Source organism: Flavobacterium defluvii (assembly GCF_900129555.1).
GTDB classification, from domain to species: domain Bacteria; phylum Bacteroidota; class Bacteroidia; order Flavobacteriales; family Flavobacteriaceae; genus Flavobacterium; species Flavobacterium defluvii.
Genome location: NZ_FQWC01000003.1, coordinates 539,190 through 558,304, shown reverse-complemented (window position 1 = coordinate 558,304; position 19,115 = coordinate 539,190). Strand labels below are relative to the sequence as shown.

Here is a 19,115-nt window from a genome sequence, read left to right as displayed (position 1 = left end):
AGAACTTATTTATGAAGTCTATTTTAAAAACTTTAGCAGTTGTATTAACCCTTGCTTTTACAGCGGTTTCTTGCAGCAGCGACAACGATGATTCGAGCGCTGCATCAAGAGACATCAAATACGAAGTAACGGGAAATTATGCCGGACAGCTTGATGCAACTTATATCGAAAAAGGCGGAAATGCACTTAATGAAAACATTAACGCACTTCCGTGGACTAAAGAATTTACAGCAGACGCAGGCACAAATGGTGTAACACTTAACGTAGGAGGCACTGGCGGAACGGCAGGACAAACTATTACTGTGAAAATTTATGCTGGCGGAAATGTTGTTAAAGAATTAACTGCAACTGCAAACAACGACGGAATTATTGTGGCGGTACTTACCCCTTATGTATTTCCTCTATAACGTAAAAAATTTTAAAGGTTAGAGTTTAATTTTTTTTGTTTTTGGATAAAGAAGCTTCGTAGTAATACGAAGCTTTCTTTGTTTATAATTCTAACTGATTATTAACTTCTTCAAATTTTTCTATTAAAACGTTTATTTTTTCCTGCTGTTTTTTAATTTGTTTGGGACGGATGTAAAACCAGTTAAACGCCATCCAAAGCAACGTAATTCCGTATGTTAAGCCTGCACCTAAAAATGTCATTCTGCTTGCGTATTCATACATATACAAACATATTCCAACAGTAAGTACTATAAAGTAAAAACTCATCATTTTAGTCTGCAGAAATTGTTGTTTCTTTTTAATTAAAATCAGGTTTTGCAAATATTCCTGATTGCTTTGTGCGGCTTCTATGTTTTTATATTTTGCTAATAATTTATTGTAAACAAATAAATAAATTACCATGGCAAGAATCGTAAATACAATTCCAATTTTAGTCGAAACAAACTGCGGCTGATAATATATCCAGATAAAAATTATAAAAGCACTTGTAGCAAAAAGAAGCATATTTGTAATCCATAAACTTCTCATGGCTGCTTTTTTAAATTTATTTAATCTTGCCAGCAAATCCTGAATATCTGGCTGACTTACGGATTGTTTTTTCCATAAATCTTTAAAATCTATATTGTTATCGATGTCCATTTTCTTTAAATTTTTGAGTCAGTTTTTCTTTAATTCTGTGAATTTTCACTCTCACATTTGCTTCAGAAAGACCGACGATTTTAGCAATTTCAATTTGTTTAATATCTTCTAACTCTAATGAAATAATAATACGATCTGTTTCTGGAAGCTCAGCAATACATTTGTACAAGAATTGAATCTGAGGTTCTAATGAGGTTTGTTTTTCTTCTGAAAGATGAACGGGAAGTTCTGATTTTGGGAACCGTTTTTGTTTTTCAATCTGTCTTAAACAATTATTTGAAGCGATTCTGAAAATCCATGTTCCTATAGAAGATTCGTTTCTAAAGGTTTCCAGTTTTTGCCACACAATTATAAATGTTTCCTGAGCTAAATCCTGAGCCGCATCATAATCATTCACAAATCCCATACAAAGTCTGAAAATTCTATCCCAATATGTTTTGTAGATTTCTTCGAATTCCATTTTAAGATTTTAAAAAAGTGTTTAATTGAGCCAAATACCAGTCTTTGTCATCATACATAATAAAATGAAGACCTTTATTAGCATATTTAAAATCGGCTGTTTTCAAATTTGCATATTGTGTTTCAATTGCTGGTTTTAAATTTATAAAATAAGATTCTAATAAAATTAACGACGGACATTTTATAGTGGATATTTTATCTCTCAAATCTGTATTAAAGAAATCACAATACATTTGTCCAAAAGTAGTTCGGTCTGATTTTACGCTCCAGCTTACAACTATTTCCAGTTTTGACGAATCTTGCAAAAGTCTTGGCATCATTTGTTTCTGCATATCGTAAAACTGAGTTTCATTCATATCCGTCATTTGATTTACAGTCGCCGAACAATCATTATTTTCTTTTGATTTAAAAGAAGGATCACTCAAAGCAGCCAGACATGGAAGCGCATCAACCACAACAATTTTTCCAATCAAATCCGGATAATCCGCTGCAATAGCAAGTGCCAGTCCGCCGCCCATACTGTGACCAATTATGAGTGGTTTTTCAATTTTATTATCTTTTATATAAGCCGCAATTCCGTTTTTCCAATTTTCAAATGATGGATTCGGCTGTGGTTGTATTCCAGCGAAACCCGACATTGTAAGTGTATAACAAGTGAAGTCTTTTTCGAATGCGATTTTAGTGTCTTTCCAAACTTCGCCAGAAGAAGCAAATCCCGGAATGAAGATTATAGATTGTTTTCCTTTTCCGGTTTTAAGAACTTCGAAAGGATATGATTTTGTTTGCCCGAAAACATTTAAACATAATGCTGAGAATAAGAATGCGATAATTAAGATGATATACTTTTTCATTTTTAATAGTTTTAAGTTGTTAAAATTCTAATAGCAATAAATTGTTAATTAAATCGGATCCATGCTTTTGATACGGCAACTATTAAAATGTTACAACGGAAATGAAAAATTTAATAAAAAAATTACAAATCCCAATTTTTATGAGGGTTTTTAACCGAAAGGAACGCAAAGATTTTACGCAAAGAGCGCTAGATTTTTGCTCGCAAAGGCGCTAAGTCACAAAGGTTTGCAATGAGAAACTACACACATTGTCAGTCTGAGTGGAGTCGAAGACCACGCAAAGATTTTCCGCTACAAATTCACGAATTATTTTTTACAATCTTTGAGAATAAAAATTCGTGAATTCGTGGCGGAGAAAAATAAAAAAAATCCCAAACCCCAATCGTAAAATTGGAATTTGGAATTTTTATATTGAAATTTAATTTGGTTATCCTACCAAATTGATGATTCTTCCAGGAACAATAATCACTTTATTTGGAGTTCTTCCGTCTAATTGTTTTTGCGTTCTTTCGTCTTTCATAACGATTTCTTCGATTTGTGCTGCGGTTAAATCCAAAGGCAATTCGATTGTGAAACGCATTTTTCCATTGAAAGAAACTGGATATTCTTTATTGGTTTCAACCAAATGTTTTTCTTCAAAAATTGGGAACGCAACATCAGAAATAGAAGTTGTGTGTCCTAATTGCGACCATAATTCCTCAGCAATGTGCGGCGCATAAGGCGAAACCAAAATCGCTAACGGCTCTAAAATCGCTCTTGAATGACAATTTTGAGAAGACAATTCGTTTACACAAATCATAAACTGAGAAACCGAAGTATTGAAAGAGAAATTCTCGATATCTTCCGCCACTTTTTTGATTGTTTTATGTAATGATTTTAAGTTGTCTTTTGTTGGTTCGTCGTTGTTTACGATTAAACCATTGTCATCAAAATACAATCTCCATAATTTTTTTAAGAAACCAAACACACCAGAAATTCCAGCAGTATTCCAAGGTTTTGCCTGCTCTAACGGACCTAAGAACATTTCGTATAAACGCAATGTATCTGCTCCATATTCATCACAAATATCATCTGGTGTTACAACATTGTATTTCGATTTCGACATTTTTTCAACTTCACGTCCTACAATGTATTTTCCGTTTTCATCTAGAATGAATTCTGCATCAGCATAATCCTCTCTCCAAGCTTTGAATTTTTCTACATTTAATTCATCAGAAGAATTCACCATTGAAACATCTGCGTGAATTGGCGTAATACTTGAAATATTAATTGCTTTAGTCAAAATCTTAATTTCAGCATTTTGTAAAATATTTTTAACTGGTTCAAAAATTTCCTTTTCTAACTTAGAAATCATTAATTGCTTAATGCCATCTAAACCAATTTTCTCAAAGATTCCTTTAGAAACTAAAACCTTTTTCAAAGATATTGTTTGCCCTTCGCCAGCAGGAAAATCAGTTTCCCATGATAAATCTATATCATATTCTACTCTATAAACAAAAGCACTAGTCCCCAAAATCATTCCCTGATTAATCAGTTTTTTGAATGGCTCTTCGGTTGGAGCAAAACCTTTATCTTTTAAGAATTTGTTCCAGAAACGAGAATATAATAAGTGACCTGTTGCGTGTTCACTTCCACCGATGTATAAATCTACATTTTCCCAGTAAGCCAAAGCTTCTCTGCTTGCAAATTCATTTTCGTTGTGTGCATCCATATAACGCATCCAGTACCATGAACTTCCTGCCCAACCTGGCATTGTGTTTAATTCTAAAGGAAAAACCGAAACATTGTCAACTAAATCTGTATTAACAACTTTATTTTGTTTTGTATCCCAAGCCCAAACTGCCGCATTTCCCAATGGCGGCAATCCGTCTTCTGTTGGTAAATATTTCTCTACTTCTGGTAAAATAATTGGCAAATGCTGTGTATCAATCATTTTTGGCAATCCATTCACGTAATAAACTGGGAAAGGTTCACCCCAATAACGCTGACGAGAGAAAACTGCATCACGCAAACGGTAATTTGTTTTTCCTTTTCCTTGACCGATTTCTTCTAATTTAAAAATCGCTTTTGCAGTTGCTTCTTTATAATTTAATCCGTTTAAGAAATCAGAACCTGCGATTTCAACGTTATCTTTTGATCCGTAAGCTGCTTCAGAAATATCAACATTTGCGAAGATATTTTTGATTTCCTGCATTCCGTTTTGGCCTTTAAAGAAATTAGCAAAAGCGTAATCTCTTTCGTCTCCGCAAGGAACCGCCATTACAGCACCTGTTCCGTAACCAGCCAAAACATAATCACCAATCCAAACCGGAATCGGCTCTTTTGTAAAAGGATGTTCAGCATACGCTCCTGTAAATACACCTGAAATGGTTTTTACATCGGCCATACGCTCACGTTCCGAACGTTTTGCTGTTTTTTCAATATAAGCTTCAACTTCTGCTTTTTGCTCTGGCGTTGTAATTTTAGCAACCAAATCATGTTCTGGAGCTAAAGTCATAAAAGTTACACCAAAAATAGTATCAGGACGAGTAGTAAATACTTCGATTACTTCATTATGATTTTTCACATTAAAAGTTACCAAAGCACCAACCGATTTCCCAATCCAGTTTCTTTGAGATTCTTTGATAGAATCACTCCAATCAATATCGTTTAGACCTTCAAGCAAGCGTTCGGCATAAGCAGAAATTCGCATACTCCATTGTGTCATTTTTTTTCTTATAACAGGAAAGCCTCCTCGTTCCGAAACTCCATTTACGATTTCGTCATTGGCCAAAACAGTTCCTAAGCCTGGACACCAGTTTACTTCGGTTTCTGCCAAATACGTTAATCTGTATTGTAAAAGGATTTTTTCTTTTTGATCTTCAGAATAAGAATTCCATTCGTCGGCTGTGAAAATAGCAACGTTATCATCACAAACTGCCTCGACAAGTTTGTTTCCTTCTTCTTCAAAAACAGTTACTAATTCTGAAATATCAAATGCTTTTCCTTGTTTTCTACAATACCAGGAATTAAATAATTGGATAAAAATCCATTGTGTATGTTTATAATAATCAGGATTAGACGTACGAACCTCACGAGACCAGTCAAAAGAAAATCCGATTTTATCTAATTGTTTTCTGTAGCCCGCAATTTGTTTTCCTTCTTTGTCTACTCCACCGTCAATATTTACTCGTGTTGTATCTTCAGGACGCTGACCTGTCTGAATTGCATACTGCTCAGCCGGTAATCCGAAACTATCATATCCCATTGGATGCAAAACATTGAACCCCTGATGTCTTTTGAAACGAGAATACACATCTGAAGCAATATAGCCCAGTGGGTGCCCAACGTGTAATCCTGCTCCAGACGGATAAGGAAACATGTCGAGAACATAATGTTTCGGCTTTTCAGAGTTATTTTTTGCTGCAAAAGTTTGATTTTCTGCCCAATATTTTTGCCATTTGGCTTCAATTTCGTTTGGATTGTATTTCATTTCTAAGTGACTAAGATTCTAAGTGACTAAGGTTCTAAGCTTTTCACTAATTAATTAAGCCGCAAATTTACATTTATTGCGGATTGTAGCAAAGCTATTTCATTGACAAACAAATAAAATAAACAAATACTTATTTTCGATTAGGTAAAAACACTTATTTTTTCATTATAAATACGTATATATTGATTGTTTGCCAACTTTACGGTTAAAATTTACATGCAAAGCTTTTGTAGAAATAAAAACTTTATTCAATATCAAATCGTACATTTATAGTATAAAAGTTTGTTATTAACTTTAAATAAAGAAATTCTTTATTATTTTTACCACATAATTTAAGCATCTATGAGTTCTAACTTTGATAAATTTCAAAAACGCAGGTTAATTTCCTCTTATTTTTCGGTAGTATTAAGTGTATTCTTGGTTTTGTTCCTTTTGGGAGTTCTGGGATTATTTATTATTAATTCTAAAAAACTGGCAAACGATTTTAAAGAAAAAATCGCGATGACTGTTTTCTTCAAAAATGAAGCAAATGACAGCGTTATCAAAGCATTCAACACACAATTGAAAAGAGCTCCTTTTGCAAAATCGTATGCTTATGTTTCTAAAGAAAAAGCAGCTAAAGAACATACTGATATTATTGGAGAAGATTTCCTGACATTTTTAGGAGAAAATCCATTATTGAATTCATACGATATTCATCTAAAAGCTGAATATGTTGAAAGAGACAGTATTTCGAAAATAGAAAGTGCATTACGTCAAAACACTATGATTGAAGATATTGTTTATGACAAACAATTGGTAAATCTGGTAAACGACAATATTAAAAAAGTAAGTATGTGGATTTTGATTATAAGCGGTTTCCTTACTGTAATTGCTGTTTTATTAATTAACAGTTCACTGCGTTTGTCGATTCACTCCAATCGTTTTATCATTAAAACTATGCAGATGGTGGGTGCAACAAAATCATTTATTCGTAGACCTTTTGTGGCGCGCAGCGTAAAATTAGGAATGCTTGGTGCAGCTTTGGCTATTATTGCTTTGATTGGACTTTTATTCTATGTAGAAACGAATTTCCCTGGTTTAGGAATTTTAGAAGATAAAGCCTTAATAGGATTGGTGTTATTGGCCGTTTTCGGATTAGGTGTTTTAATCACTTGGGTAAGTACACATTTTGCAACACAAAGATTCCTTAATTTAAGAACCGACGATCTTTATTAATTTTAGATTGTAGATTTTAGATTGCAGATTTTAGATTAAAAAAAAATGCCTTCGACTTCGCTCAGGCTGACAAACACATAAAAATGAAAAACAACAATAATAAAGAAGAACAACAAGTTCAAAAACAGGAATTTCTTTTTGACGGAATCAATTATAAAATCTTATTAATTGGTATTGCAGTGATTACATTAGGATTTATTTTAATGTCTGGAGGAGGAAGTGATAATCCAAATGTTTTTAATGAAGATGTTTTTAGTTTTAGACGTATTCGTTTGGCCCCAACAACAGTTTTAATTGGTTTTGGAATCACGATTTATTCTATTTTCAAAAAATCTAAATAAATAGATTGTAGATTCTAATTAGAAAGCCTTTTGACTTCGCTCTCGGTGACAAGTTTGAAATCTAAAATCTAAAATCTAAAATTCATAATGAATACATTACAAGCTATCGTTCTTGCCATTATTGAAGGAATTACAGAATTTTTACCTGTTTCTTCAACTGGACACATGATTATTGCATCTTCTTTTTTTGGAATCGCACACGAAGATTTCACTAAACTTTTTACCATTGTTATTCAGCTTGGTGCTATACTTTCTGTTGTTGTTTTATACTTCAAACGTTTCTTTCAGACTTTTGATTTCTATTTTAAACTTTTAGTTGCTTTTATTCCAGCAGTAGTTTTAGGATTATTACTTAGTGATTTTATTGACGGTTTGTTAGAAAATCCCGTTACCGTTGCTATTTCTCTTTTAATTGGAGGAATAATTTTATTGAAAGTTGACGAATGGTTTAATTACCCAAATGCTGCTGAAACTACACAAGATATTACCTATTTACAGGCCGTAAAAATTGGATTATTTCAATGTATTGCCATGATTCCTGGAGTATCCCGAAGCGGTGCGAGTATTGTGGGTGGAATGTCACAAAAATTATCACGAACAACAGCTGCAGAATTTTCATTTTTCCTTGCTGTCCCAACTATGCTGGGCGCAACTGTAAAAAAATGCTATGATTATTATAAAGCCGGATTTGAATTATCTCACGATCAGATAAATATTTTAATCATCGGAAATATTGTTGCTTTTATTGTGGCGCTTTTGGCCATTAAAACCTTTATTGGATTTTTGACTAAAAACGGATTTAAGGTTTTTGGTTATTACCGAATTCTTGCCGGAATCATTTTACTATTGATTCATTTTTTCATTCACCCGCTTACCATTATATAATGACACCTGAAGAATATTTAAACGGACAAGTTTTATTGATTGACAAACCTTTAAAATGGAGTTCGTTTCAAGCTGTCAACAAATTAAAATACCTTTTAATTAATAAAGTCGGACTTCCTAAAAAGTTCAAAATTGGTCACGCCGGAACTTTAGATCCGCTTGCATCAGGACTTTTATTAATCTGTACCGGAAAATTCACCAAAAAAATTTCTGAACTTCAGGGGCAGGCAAAAGAATATACAGGAACATTTTATATTGGAGCCACTACCCCATCGTATGATTTAGAAACCGAAATCGATCAGACTTTTACAACTGAACATATCGACGAGACTTTAATTTATGAAACGGTAAAACAATTTTTAGGCGAAATTGATCAGAAACCGCCAATTTTTTCGGCTATTAAAAAAGATGGTGTTCGTTTGTACGAGCATGCACGCGCCGGCGAATCTATAGAAATTGAAAGCAGAAAAACTACTATCCACGAATTTGAAATTACAAGAATTGCATTGCCCGAAATTGATTTTAGAGTTGTATGCAGTAAAGGAACTTATATTCGTTCACTTGCTTATGATTTTGGAAAAGCGATGAATTCAGGTTCGCATTTAACCGTTTTACGCCGAACTAAAATTGGCGATTACGACGTAAAAAATGCCATTGATATTACTTTATTTGAAGAAAGTCTTTCTTCATAAAAAACAAGAAGCACATTACATAAAAACTTCTGTAATGTGCCAACTTCTAAAATAGTGTTACCCCATATTTGTACCTAATCAATAGTGAGGAACATTTCTTTGTGCTCCGAATAAGTACCTGGAGAAAAAATCGTAAAACCTTTCGAATAACTTTTTCATAATAGTGCATTTTTAATTGTTAGTAGAAAATAGACACCAATAAAAAGAGTAAATCAAAAAATATATAATAGAAGTGGGATTATGACAGCAAGATACAAAATTTTGTATTATAAATACTATTTTTTAAAAAATTTAAAAATATTATAACATTTACTATCAACACTTTATCACCATAGAGATTCAGACATTTATTACAAAAATAATCAGTCTTAAAGTCTGTTATATTTAATATTTTCCATGATTTCGACCAGTTCTTCCTGTACAGAGATGCCTTTATCGGCTAAGTACCATAACTGCAAATCGGTTTTAATTTTTTCATCAATGGCACCAACTTCCCGTTTATGTTTTGCCATTAATTCCGTGGCGCCTTTTGGTCTTGGTCCCCAATGTGTGCGAACAATTCCGGCTTCTTTACAAATCACAATTACTTTGGGGATTGCTCTTCCATTGTTTGTTAAGTATTGATTCATCAATTCGTCGTTTTCATCACGAAGTACAATCCTTAGATCGATCTTTTTATTGGATGCATGCGCCATTTTATCCAAAATGGGAAGAATCTGCGCCGCATCTCCGCACCAGCCTTCTGAAATAACAAGCCAGATATAATGATTGTCTAAATGCTGGAGTTTTGCAATAACATCTTCAGAAATTTTAATTGTTTTTTCCAGTCGGTTCATTCTGGCTTCGTTCAACTTCGAATAGTTTGTCAAACTTTCAGACTGCTCGCTTCCGGTTGATTTTCCTTCAGATAATAAATCAGTAACTAATTTTCGATATTCAGCATAAGAATAGCTGTTGAATAATGCTTTTGCTACAGTACTTTTCATAGAGGTTTATTTTGCTTACTATAAAATTACGGATTTTAAGAAGATCCCCGAATGACTTTTGTCACATTTGAAACGAAAAAATCAAAAAAGTCGTTATAAAATTAAATCTCAGCTAAAATTAATTTTTTATAAACATTATTTTTAAAAATCAGAATATGTCTATATTTGCACAAATTAACGCAACAGGAAATATGAAATATAAAAGAATTCTTCTAAAACTTAGCGGCGAGGCCTTAATGGGTGATTTACAATACGGAATTGACCCGAAAAGATTAGGCGAATATGCAGATGAAATTAAGCAGATTCACGACAAGGGAGTAGAAATTGCAATTGTTATTGGAGGAGGAAATATTTTTAGAGGCGTTGCAGGTGCAAGCGCAGGAATGGACAGAGTTCAGGGTGATTATATGGGAATGCTTGCTACTGTTATTAACGGAATGGCATTACAAGGAGCACTTGAAGACAAAGGAATGAAAACACGTCTGCAGACTGCTTTAAAAATGGAGTCTATTGCAGAACCTTATATTAAAAGAAGAGCAGATCGTCACTTAGAAAAAGGAAGAATTGTAATTTTTGGTGCCGGTACCGGAAATCCATATTTTACAACTGATACCGCAGCGGTTTTAAGAGGTATCGAAATCAATGCTGATGTGATCTTAAAAGGAACTCGTGTTGATGGTGTTTACGATTCTGATCCTGAAAAAAATGCTTCGGCTGTAAAATTTGATTTTATTTCATTTGATGATGTAATCAAAAAAGGATTAAATGTAATGGACACAACTGCTTTTACTTTAAGCCAGGAAAACAAATTACCAATCGTTGTTTTTGATATGAACAAAATTGGAAACCTTTTGAAAATCTGCGAAGGAGAAAACATCGGAACTGTAGTAAATATTTAGACTGCTTAGATTGTTAGAAGATTAGATTTTCTAAATTCTGATAATTTTCAAAGCAATTTCAAAAAACAAAATAACATCGTTAGCAAATTAGAAGAATATATTTTAAGTCTAAAAATCTAACCTTCTAAAAATCTAAAAATCTAAAAAAAATGACTGAAGAAATCGATTTTATATTAGAAAGTACTGAAGAATCTATGAACGGTTCTATTGCACACTTAGAAAAAGAATTTCTAAACATTCGTGCAGGAAAAGCTTCTCCGGCAATGCTTGGAGGTGTTTTTGTTGATTATTACGGATCGGCTACACCACTTTCTCAAGTGTCTAAAATCAGTGTTCCTGATGCAAGAACTATTACTTTGCAGCCTTTTGAAAAAAACATGTTACAAGCCATTGAAAAAGCAATTCTGGTTGCTAATATTGGTTTTAACCCAATGAATAACGGAGACGTTATCATCATCAGCGTACCGCCTTTAACAGAAGAGCGTCGTCGCGATTTGGCAAAACAGGCAAAAGCTGAAGCTGAAGATGCAAAAATTGGTGTTCGTAATTCCCGTAAAGATGCAAATACCGATATTAAAAAATTAGAAAAAGAAGGAACTTCAGAAGACATCTGTAAATCTGCAGAAGAAGAAGTTCAGAACTTAACCAATACTTATATCAAAAAAATTGATGAATTATTAGCTGCTAAAGAAGCTGAAATCATGAAAGTTTAAGTACTTGATGCTAAAATTCTAAAATTCCGTCTGGTAAAATTATCCGACGGATTTTTTTTATTCTTATTTTTGCATACCAAAATCAAATTCTTTCCGTTTTTGAATCTATATAATTCTCTATGAGGCTATTTTGTTTATTGACTTTATTTTTTACGCTTAACATTCAGGCGCAATTTCAAATAAGCGGAATTGTAACCGATTCAAACAACAAACCTCTTCCCTTTGCTACTATTACAACTTCGGACAATAGCAATACAATAACGGATGTTGACGGAAAATTCATTTTTAAAACTCTAACAAAATCAGGAAATTTTACCGTTTCGTATATTGGTTTTCAAACAAAAATTATTGCTTTAGTCGAAAATAAAAAGTTTTACACCGTTTCATTATCTGAAAAAACAGACGATTTAAAGGAAGTTATTGTTTCCAATGAAAATCCTGCTTTAACGATTATTAAAAAAGTTATTGCAAATAAGAACAACAACAATCCGCAGAAAAAATTAAGGAGTTTTGAATACAAAACCTATAATAAATTAATCGTAACGGCAAATCCGGATTCAATTGATGGAAGAATTGATTCTTCTGCCGTTTATAAGGATTTTAATAAAAAGAAAATCAACATTGATTCTTCTGATTATAAATTCAAAGAAATTATAAGCAAACAGCATTTGTTTCAAACTGAAAAAGTTTCGCAGTACCAGTTTGGAAACAATAAGCTTAAAGAAACGGTTCTGGGTACAAAAATAGCCGGTTTTAAAAATCCTATTTATGAAGTTATTGCTTTCAATTTGCAGTCAATCTCGATTTATGATAACAAATATGAGCTTTTTGAAACCAAATACGAAAACCCAATTTCGAATACAGCTCCGGGAACTTATAACTACAAACTTTTAGACACTGTAAACATAAAAGGCCGCGAAACTTTTATGATTTATTTTAAAAATAAACATAAAAGAAAAACATCAGGACTTGAAGGTGTTTTATATATTGATTCACAAAATTTCGCTATTGCAAAAGCTGTAATGCGCATAAAAGGCGTTTTGGATATTAGCGGAATTCATGAATTTGATTATGTACCGAGTGAGAAAGTCTGGTTTCAGAGCAATACGACATTTAAAATTGTAAAAGGTAAAAATGACGACGATATCAAGATTCTCGGCGGAACGATTCAGTTTGACGGAGATGTCGAAGATAATTTTGAACCAAGGAAAAAAGCCGCTTCAGATTTTACGTATTTACTTTCTGAAAGCAACAATTTTGATATTCATTATAATACCGAAACTCCAATAAAAAATCCATCGCTTTATATTGAAATTAAAGATGATGCAGGCAAAAAACCGCAAGAATTCTGGAATCAGTACCGAAAAGAAGCTTTAGACCAAAAAAGCCAGAAAACATATCAACTATTAGACAGTCTTTCAATAAGCCGAAGAATTGAAAAGCGTTTAGGACTTGGCCGAAAAATTATTAATGGCTATATTCCGATTGGTCCGGTTGATCTCGATTTAAAGAAAATCATCAGTTATAATAATTATGAAGGTTTTCGATTAGGCCTTGGAGGTATAACAAATGATAAATTTTCTAAAAATTTTAGAATTGAAGGATATACGGCTTACGGAACAAAAGACGGTGTTGTTAAATACAATTTAGGCGTAGGTTTTCTATTAGACAGAAACACAAACACATGGATTAACGGATCGTATACAGATGATCTTCGGGAAATTGCTAGTACTGTTTTTGCAGTTGACAAACGTGTATTTAAAATTTATGATCCGAGGCCAATCAATATTAGTACATTTTATCATTATAACAGCTGGAAAGCTAATTTGCAGACCAAAATTATCCCAAAAACAGAAGCTGTTGTAGAATTAGCCAGAACGTATGTTGAACCAAAGTTCGATTATCTTTTTTATTACAAAGACCAATTGTACTCAAATTACATTATGACAACTGCAATGGTTTCTATTGTGTGGGCGCCATTTAGCGATTTTATGCAAACTCCAACCGGAAGAACAGAATCTGATAAAAGATTTCCTAGATTTACTTTTCAGTATACACAGTCGCTGCCAAATGTTCTGGATAATGATTTTAATTTTGGAAAAATAGATTTCAAAACCGAATATGAAAAAAAATATTTAAACGGACAAAAAACAAGTCTGCTTTTGCAGGGTGGTTATGCAATGGGCGATGTTCCGATTACGCATTTATATAACACAATGCCGAATAACCTTACCAAAGAAACTATTATTCAGCGTATTACTTTTGCCGGAAGAAACAGTTTTGAAACCATGTTTTTTAATGAATTTTTCTCAAGTGAATATGTATTTTTTCAGGTAAAACATGGCTTCGACAGAATTAAAATCATGAAAAAAGTACGCCCTTCGTTAGTATTAGTTACCAGAATGGCTTGGGGAAATATGGAAAAACCTGAACAGCACGTTGGTCCAACTTATAAAACTCTGGATAAAGGTTTCTTCGAATCGGGAATTGAATTAAATAAAATCTACAAAGGTTTTGGCCTTGGCGGATTCTATCGTTACGGACCAAACCAGTTAATGAAGTTTGAGGATAATATTGCCGTTAAAATTTCTTATGTCCTTGATTTGGGGCTTTAGATTTTGATTGAGAATTTAACCGCAAAGTTCGCAAAGGTTTTTTCGCAAAGGTCGCTAAGGTTTTTTAAGAAATAAATTTTAATGAGAGCGCAAAGTGCTTTCCGGATTTTTTGCCTTCCTGAGCGAAGTCGAAGGACAGTCCTATATTCTACAAACATAATCCATAATAATAAAAACGTTCTGTTTGTCATTCCGAGGAACGAGGAATCTCCACGAGAAGCTCTACAAAGTTTGGATTTACGTTGCGGAGTTACTTGCGGAGATTCCTCGTTCCTCGGAATGACAAAAATGCGAACAAAACTCAAATAAAAAATCCCAAACCCCAATCATAAATTGGAATTTGGAATTTAATAAATTGTAATTTTCAAAAACCTTTATGGCTTCAAAATCAAAACTGAAGGCGTATTATTCAACCATGTACTCTGAGATTCGATTAGTTTTTTCCAACTGTCTAAACTAATAATCATTAAGTTTTGGGTTTCTAAAAACTCTTTTTTGATTGTTCTGTCATGCATAATCATAATATGATTTGGAGCAATTTGCTCGATAGATCGGATAGTTTCCTGAATCTCGCGTGTATTTTTCACTTCACCACTCGCATCAAGAACTGTAATCTGCGAACCATTATTATTAATTAATTTTTTAGCATAATCAATTAAAAAAGCATCTTCTTTACTAAAAACCGGCATAAAAACCTGATCTACATCTTCAAAATCTTTATCGATAAAAATACCCACCGGCATTTTGGCTTTTGTAATAATATGACGCGTTCTTTCGTCAAAAGGATTATTTTCAAACAAACCTTCTTTTCCGGTAAACTTATCAATCAAACGATCAGGATTTACAATTCTGGTTGTAAAACCAAGAATTTTTCCAAGTAATGTTCCATCAAAAATCGATTGTCCTAAACCTACCAATAATAAATCATATTCACCCTGATTTGCCGAGTCGATAATATCGGTATCAATATCATTTGAAACTTTAAACAAACTTACCATATTTTGGTTCAGCTTATTTGATTCTTCGATAACCGGAACCAGCATTTTACGTTCGTGTTCTTTTACATCAAACGAATGTATCTCTGTACTTAAAGATAAATGCATTGCTGTTACGATCGAATTGTCCTGTTGTTTTTTAACCAAACTATTGGCAATTTTCAAAAGTTTTTTGCCTCTTTCCGGAGTGGCAAACGAAAGCAGGATTTTATACTTGCTTTTATTTCCAATTTCCTGAGGAATCGCGGTTATTTTATCTTTAAAAATATAACCAATGAAGTCTAAAGCCGGACCGGTCATAAAGGTAGTAACTAAAGCCATAATGACCATCATGGTAAAAATTTCTGTAGACAAAACTCCAAGATCGTAACCAATATTTAAAACCACAAGTTCCATTAAACCCCTTGTGTTCATTAAGGCTCCTATGGCTAAACTATCTTTCCAGTTTTGCCCCATAAATTTAGCTGCCAAAGCACTTCCAAAAAATTTACCAATTACGGCAACCAAAATAATAAGACCTGTAATTTTCCATAATTGAGGATCATTTAGCAAGCCTATTTGTGTACGCAGACCTGTAAACACAAAAAACAATGGGAGTAAAACAATGATAGAAACATCTTCTACTTTTTCAATAAATATATTTCTGAATTTATTGTTTTCCGGCATTATTGCTCCAGCCAGGAAAGCTCCGAATAATGCATGAATACCTATTAACTCTGATGCGTATGCCGAGATTAATAATGTTATAAAGAAAATTGCAACGACTGGTTTATTCAGACTTTCTCTTGTAGAATTTAGATCTCCTACTCTTTTTAAGAACGGACGAACAATTTTTAGCATGATAATTACATACAAAATAGCCATTCCGATTACATATAACGAACTTGAAAGAGATCCTGCTTTTACAATTGCAATTACAACTGCAAGAATACACCAAGCCGTAATATCATCGGCCGCGGCACAAGTTATGGCAATGGTTCCGAGTTTTGTTTTCTGCATACCGCGCTCCTGGACGATTCTTGCCAAAACAGGAAAGGCAGTAATACTCATGGCAATTCCCATAAATAATCCAAAAGAAGAAAATTCAACTCCTGTTGGGGCATAGGTCTGATAAATAAAATAAGCTAAAGTTAATCCCAGTGCAAACGGAATAACAATACTCGCGTGGCTGATAACAACAGCATCGTGCGCTTTATTTTTCAGGACTTTTAAATCCAGTTCCATCCCAATAACAAACATAAAAAGGATTAAACCAATCTGACTTAAAAATTGTAAGTTTCCTAAAGATTCTTTTGGAAATAAAGCAGCAGAGAATTCCGGAAAATACATTCCTACCAAAGATGGTCCTAAAACAATTCCTGCAATCATTTCTCCGATTACAGATGGCTGTCCGATTTTTCTAAAAAACCATCCAAACAAACGGGCTACTAAAATAATAGTTACGATTTGTGCCAGTAAAATAGCCAACGGATGCTGCAAATTTTCGACCATAGAATGAAGGAAATCATTCCAATGATTGCTTTCAACACTTTTCTTAACGATACCACGCCCAATTTCCAGAGAAGCACCTTTTGAAATTACCCAGTAAATAAGAGCGGTAAAACCTCCAATAATGGTAACGTAGAATAAAGAGTTTTTAATGTTATTCATAACTCGTTCTTTTGATTTATTTGCAGCAAATATCAGAAGTGGGTTTTACGTAGAAAAGCAAATTCAGAGCTAATTTTCAATCTATGTAACAAGTCGGAAAAACTTTGTAATAAGTTAGTAAATCATAAGATAATATGTGCCGTTAGGCACTTAATATCGGTAGATAATATAAAATCAGAAATTAAGTCAGCGCGCCGTAGGTATGCTATGTCGTGTTATTGCGTACCTACGGCACGCCAATGAATTTCTAAATGTATTATCTACCGATATTAAGTGCCTAACGGCATTTTGACTCTGATACAGGAATATTATAATTTCACCTTTTTCAAAAAATCAGAACGATAGGTTTCACTTAAAATTAAGGTTGTGTTTTTATTGTTTTCTTCAAGATGATGCAGCACAATTTCGTTATGATTAAAGAATTTTATCGCTTTAACGGCAATGATTTCTTTTTTGTTGATTCGGCAGAAATCAGTTTCAGGCAACTCATTTAAAAGGGTTTCGAATTTTACATTTTTCAAATTCAGGAAACTTCCATCAGCAAGCAAAACGGTTTTGTCGCGGCTGTCGCTTGGTGCTGTTTTTATATATTGAATCTGATTGAAATACAATAATGTTTTTCCTTTATCTGTATTTAGCTGAATAAATTTTTTAGAAGAAGCAGGTTTCTCAAAACGTTCAAAAGCTTTTGAAACAGCCTTTTGCAAACGTTCCAGTTTTACAGGTTTTGTAATATAATCTACGGCATCGATATTAAAAGCATCTGCTGCATAATCTTTATATGCCGTACAGAAAATTACTAATTTATCGCTCAGCATTTCGGCTAGATGCAAGCCGTCCATTCCCGGCATTTCGATATCAGAAATTAACAAATCAAATTCGAGTTCGGGTATATCCGATAAAAGTTTCTGCGGATTATTAAATGTCTTTACGATTTCCAGTTCGGGAATTTGTTCGCAAAGCATTTTCAAATAAGTTAATCCCGGAAGCTCATCGTCCAGTAGCAAGCATTTCAGTTTTGTATTCAAGTAAATCTATTTTTAGATGAGCAATATAAATGTCGTTTTCTATAAATTTATCAAGTTTAAAATTATTTTTGTAAATAATACGTAAACGATGTTCGAGAGTTGCATGGCCAAAACCGCTTCGTTCCTTTTTCAGCACTTTTTTGTCTGATATTTTATTCGAAACTGTCATAAAAAAAGCATTATCCTTAAACTCAAAAACAACCGAAATGAAGGCATCAGCACTTTGAAGATTGGCATGTTTAAAAGCATTTTCGATTAAATCTATAGAAATCAGCGGCGCAAGTAAAGGCTGTTCGTACAGTTTGTCATCTTCATTGATATTAGTCTTTATCTTGAGTTCAAAAAGCGGACTAACCTTGATTTTATTGATTTCTATTAAATTCAGTGCAAAATTGATTTCTTCTTTTGCCGTGACAAATTTCTTTTTGCTTTCGTATAAAATATAATCCAGAACATTGGCCAGTTTATCTAAAGCAAAATAAGTCTGGTAGGCATGCGACTGAATAGAATTTAAAATATTCTTAAACAAATGCGGGTTCAGTTTTGACTCTAAATTTTCTAACTGTAAATCATTCACTTTTGCCTCAAGTGCATAAAAGCTTTTTTCAGCATCTTCTTTTGATTTTTTGGCCTGCATTAATTGATAAATCATAAAACAAATTATGACAATCAATAGTAAAAGAATCGCTAGAAATATAAAAGTTGTGGTATTGTTTTCCTGCATTGTTTAGAATGGTTAAGTTTTTTTGCCACAGATTACACAGATTAAAAATAATTATTTAATGAAAAAATCCTTAGATCTGTGTAATCTGTGGCATATATTTTATTAATGACTTGAAACGAATTTCAATCCAATAATTGATGCAATTAATGTAGTAAGAAAAAATATTCTCCAAAAAGCTGCCGGTTCTTTAAAAATAAAAATCCCAACCAAAACAGTCCCAACTGCGCCAATTCCTGTCCAAACAGCATAAGCGGTTCCGATTGGCAAAATTTGTGTTGCTTTATACAATAAAATCATACTGATAGAGAGACAAACAAAAAAACCAATCATCCAGTAAGTTGATACGATTCCTGTTGTTTCCTTTGCTTTTCCTAGACACGACGCAAATCCAACTTCAAATAGTCCGGCAATAATCAATAAAATCCAGTTCATTTTCTTTTCATTTTTAAATTAAGTGCAAATATGAGAAAACCTAACGATTAAACAGCAAAAAGCAAGAAA

The 19,115-nt window shown here is 33.1% G+C and carries 17 protein-coding genes; 8 read left to right on the top strand and 9 right to left on the bottom strand.

The features are described from left to right. The first annotated feature begins 11 nt into the window (after nt 1-11). The gene (locus BUC29_RS09975) at nt 12-407 is read left to right on the top strand and encodes a hypothetical protein (protein WP_073415819.1); all 396 of its coding nucleotides are present in this window, start codon (nt 12-14) and stop codon (nt 405-407) included. Between the two features lie 82 nt (nt 408-489). Here the strand turns inward: BUC29_RS09975 and BUC29_RS09970 are convergent, their stop codons facing one another. The 4 genes from BUC29_RS09970 to BUC29_RS09955 form a co-directional block, all read right to left on the bottom strand. Further along, the gene (locus BUC29_RS09970; protein WP_084538617.1) at nt 490-1,086 is read right to left on the bottom strand and encodes a hypothetical protein; all 597 of its coding nucleotides are present in this window, start codon (nt 1,084-1,086) and stop codon (nt 490-492) included. After that, the gene (locus BUC29_RS09965; protein WP_073415818.1) at nt 1,073-1,546 is read right to left on the bottom strand and encodes an RNA polymerase sigma factor; all 474 of its coding nucleotides are present in this window, start codon (nt 1,544-1,546) and stop codon (nt 1,073-1,075) included. Before BUC29_RS09965 ends, BUC29_RS09970 begins: the two co-directional genes overlap by 14 nt. Before the next feature lies 1 nt (nt 1,547). Beyond that, entirely contained in the window at nt 1,548-2,396 is an 849-nt protein-coding gene (locus BUC29_RS09960; RefSeq protein ID WP_073415817.1) for an alpha/beta fold hydrolase, read from the bottom strand. Nucleotides 2,397-2,823: 427 nt separating this feature from the next. After that, on the bottom strand, nt 2,824-5,868 hold the full coding sequence (locus tag BUC29_RS09955) for a leucine--tRNA ligase (RefSeq protein ID WP_073415816.1): 3,045 nt from the start codon (nt 5,866-5,868) through the stop codon (nt 2,824-2,826). 342 nt (nt 5,869-6,210) lie between these two features. Between BUC29_RS09955 and BUC29_RS09950 the strand changes: the two genes are divergently transcribed. From BUC29_RS09950 to truB, 4 genes are all read left to right on the top strand, one after another. Then, complete coding sequence (locus BUC29_RS09950) at nt 6,211-7,086, top strand: cell division protein FtsX (protein ID WP_073415815.1); 876 nt, start codon at nt 6,211-6,213, stop codon at nt 7,084-7,086. A gap of 83 nt (nt 7,087-7,169) precedes the next feature. Next, entirely contained in the window at nt 7,170-7,427 is a 258-nt protein-coding gene (locus BUC29_RS09945) for a DUF3098 domain-containing protein (protein WP_073415814.1), read from the top strand. A gap of 87 nt (nt 7,428-7,514) precedes the next feature. Next, complete coding sequence (locus BUC29_RS09940) at nt 7,515-8,312, top strand: undecaprenyl-diphosphate phosphatase (RefSeq protein WP_073415805.1); 798 nt, start codon at nt 7,515-7,517, stop codon at nt 8,310-8,312. After that, on the top strand, nt 8,312-9,004 hold the full coding sequence (gene truB / locus BUC29_RS09935; protein WP_073415803.1) for a tRNA pseudouridine(55) synthase TruB: 693 nt from the start codon (nt 8,312-8,314) through the stop codon (nt 9,002-9,004). Before BUC29_RS09940 ends, truB begins: the two co-directional genes overlap by 1 nt. A 368-nt stretch (nt 9,005-9,372) precedes the next feature. On the opposite strand, the gene BUC29_RS09930 is transcribed toward truB, so the two are convergent. After that, nucleotides 9,373-9,990: a thioredoxin family protein gene (locus tag BUC29_RS09930; protein ID WP_073415801.1), complete on the bottom strand. Its 618-nt coding sequence runs from the start codon at nt 9,988-9,990 to the stop codon at nt 9,373-9,375. 191 nt (nt 9,991-10,181) lie between these two features. Between BUC29_RS09930 and pyrH the strand changes: the two genes are divergently transcribed. From pyrH to BUC29_RS09915, 3 genes are all read left to right on the top strand, one after another. Further along, on the top strand, nt 10,182-10,889 hold the full coding sequence (gene pyrH, locus BUC29_RS09925; RefSeq protein ID WP_073416024.1) for a UMP kinase: 708 nt from the start codon (nt 10,182-10,184) through the stop codon (nt 10,887-10,889). Nucleotides 10,890-11,038: 149 nt separating this feature from the next. Next, nucleotides 11,039-11,602 carry a ribosome recycling factor gene (gene frr / locus BUC29_RS09920; RefSeq protein WP_073415798.1) on the top strand — a complete coding sequence of 188 codons (564 nt, stop codon included), beginning with the start codon at nt 11,039-11,041 and terminating at the stop codon, nt 11,600-11,602. Between the two features lie 119 nt (nt 11,603-11,721). After that, the gene (locus BUC29_RS09915; RefSeq protein ID WP_073415795.1) at nt 11,722-14,217 is read left to right on the top strand and encodes a DUF5686 family protein; all 2,496 of its coding nucleotides are present in this window, start codon (nt 11,722-11,724) and stop codon (nt 14,215-14,217) included. 374 nt (nt 14,218-14,591) lie between these two features. Here BUC29_RS09915 and BUC29_RS09910 read toward each other — a convergent pair whose 3' ends face one another. The 4 genes from BUC29_RS09910 to BUC29_RS09895 form a co-directional block, all read right to left on the bottom strand. Continuing rightward, nucleotides 14,592-16,862 carry a cation:proton antiporter gene (locus tag BUC29_RS09910; protein ID WP_073415793.1) on the bottom strand — a complete coding sequence of 757 codons (2,271 nt, stop codon included), beginning with the start codon at nt 16,860-16,862 and terminating at the stop codon, nt 14,592-14,594. Nucleotides 16,863-17,170: 308 nt separating this feature from the next. Then, nucleotides 17,171-17,890, bottom strand: a complete 720-nt coding sequence (locus tag BUC29_RS09905; protein WP_073415790.1) for a LytR/AlgR family response regulator transcription factor — start codon at nt 17,888-17,890, stop codon at nt 17,171-17,173. Then, on the bottom strand, nt 17,853-18,614 hold the full coding sequence (locus tag BUC29_RS09900; protein ID WP_073415788.1) for a sensor histidine kinase: 762 nt from the start codon (nt 18,612-18,614) through the stop codon (nt 17,853-17,855). Before BUC29_RS09900 ends, BUC29_RS09905 begins: the two co-directional genes overlap by 38 nt. A 102-nt stretch (nt 18,615-18,716) precedes the next feature. Then, nucleotides 18,717-19,046, bottom strand: a complete 330-nt coding sequence (locus tag BUC29_RS09895) for a DMT family transporter (protein WP_073415786.1) — start codon at nt 19,044-19,046, stop codon at nt 18,717-18,719. Between the last annotated feature and the right edge of the window lie 69 nt (nt 19,047-19,115).

What these genes read in the sequence shown, in the direction of transcription:
- BUC29_RS09945 (WP_073415814.1), top strand. Translation starts at nt 7,170, where the DNA reads ATGAAAAACAACAATAATAAAGAAGAACAACAAGTTCAAAAACAGGAA.
- BUC29_RS09950 (WP_073415815.1), top strand. Translation starts at nt 6,211, where the DNA reads ATGAGTTCTAACTTTGATAAATTTCAAAAACGCAGGTTAATTTCCTCT.
- truB (WP_073415803.1), top strand. Translation starts at nt 8,312, where the DNA reads ATGACACCTGAAGAATATTTAAACGGACAAGTTTTATTGATTGACAAA.
- BUC29_RS09965 (WP_073415818.1), bottom strand. Translation starts at nt 1,546, where the DNA reads ATGGAATTCGAAGAAATCTACAAAACATATTGGGATAGAATTTTCAGA.
- BUC29_RS09930 (WP_073415801.1), bottom strand. Translation starts at nt 9,990, where the DNA reads ATGAAAAGTACTGTAGCAAAAGCATTATTCAACAGCTATTCTTATGCT.
- BUC29_RS09900 (WP_073415788.1), bottom strand. Translation starts at nt 18,614, where the DNA reads ATGCAGGAAAACAATACCACAACTTTTATATTTCTAGCGATTCTTTTA.
- BUC29_RS09895 (WP_073415786.1), bottom strand. Translation starts at nt 19,046, where the DNA reads ATGAACTGGATTTTATTGATTATTGCCGGACTATTTGAAGTTGGATTT.
- frr (WP_073415798.1), top strand. Translation starts at nt 11,039, where the DNA reads ATGACTGAAGAAATCGATTTTATATTAGAAAGTACTGAAGAATCTATG.
- BUC29_RS09975 (WP_073415819.1), top strand. Translation starts at nt 12, where the DNA reads ATGAAGTCTATTTTAAAAACTTTAGCAGTTGTATTAACCCTTGCTTTT.
- BUC29_RS09955 (WP_073415816.1), bottom strand. Translation starts at nt 5,868, where the DNA reads ATGAAATACAATCCAAACGAAATTGAAGCCAAATGGCAAAAATATTGG.
- BUC29_RS09940 (WP_073415805.1), top strand. Translation starts at nt 7,515, where the DNA reads ATGAATACATTACAAGCTATCGTTCTTGCCATTATTGAAGGAATTACA.
- BUC29_RS09910 (WP_073415793.1), bottom strand. Translation starts at nt 16,862, where the DNA reads ATGAATAACATTAAAAACTCTTTATTCTACGTTACCATTATTGGAGGT.
- pyrH (WP_073416024.1), top strand. Translation starts at nt 10,182, where the DNA reads ATGAAATATAAAAGAATTCTTCTAAAACTTAGCGGCGAGGCCTTAATG.
- BUC29_RS09960 (WP_073415817.1), bottom strand. Translation starts at nt 2,396, where the DNA reads ATGAAAAAGTATATCATCTTAATTATCGCATTCTTATTCTCAGCATTA.
- BUC29_RS09915 (WP_073415795.1), top strand. Translation starts at nt 11,722, where the DNA reads ATGAGGCTATTTTGTTTATTGACTTTATTTTTTACGCTTAACATTCAG.
- BUC29_RS09970 (WP_084538617.1), bottom strand. Translation starts at nt 1,086, where the DNA reads ATGGACATCGATAACAATATAGATTTTAAAGATTTATGGAAAAAACAA.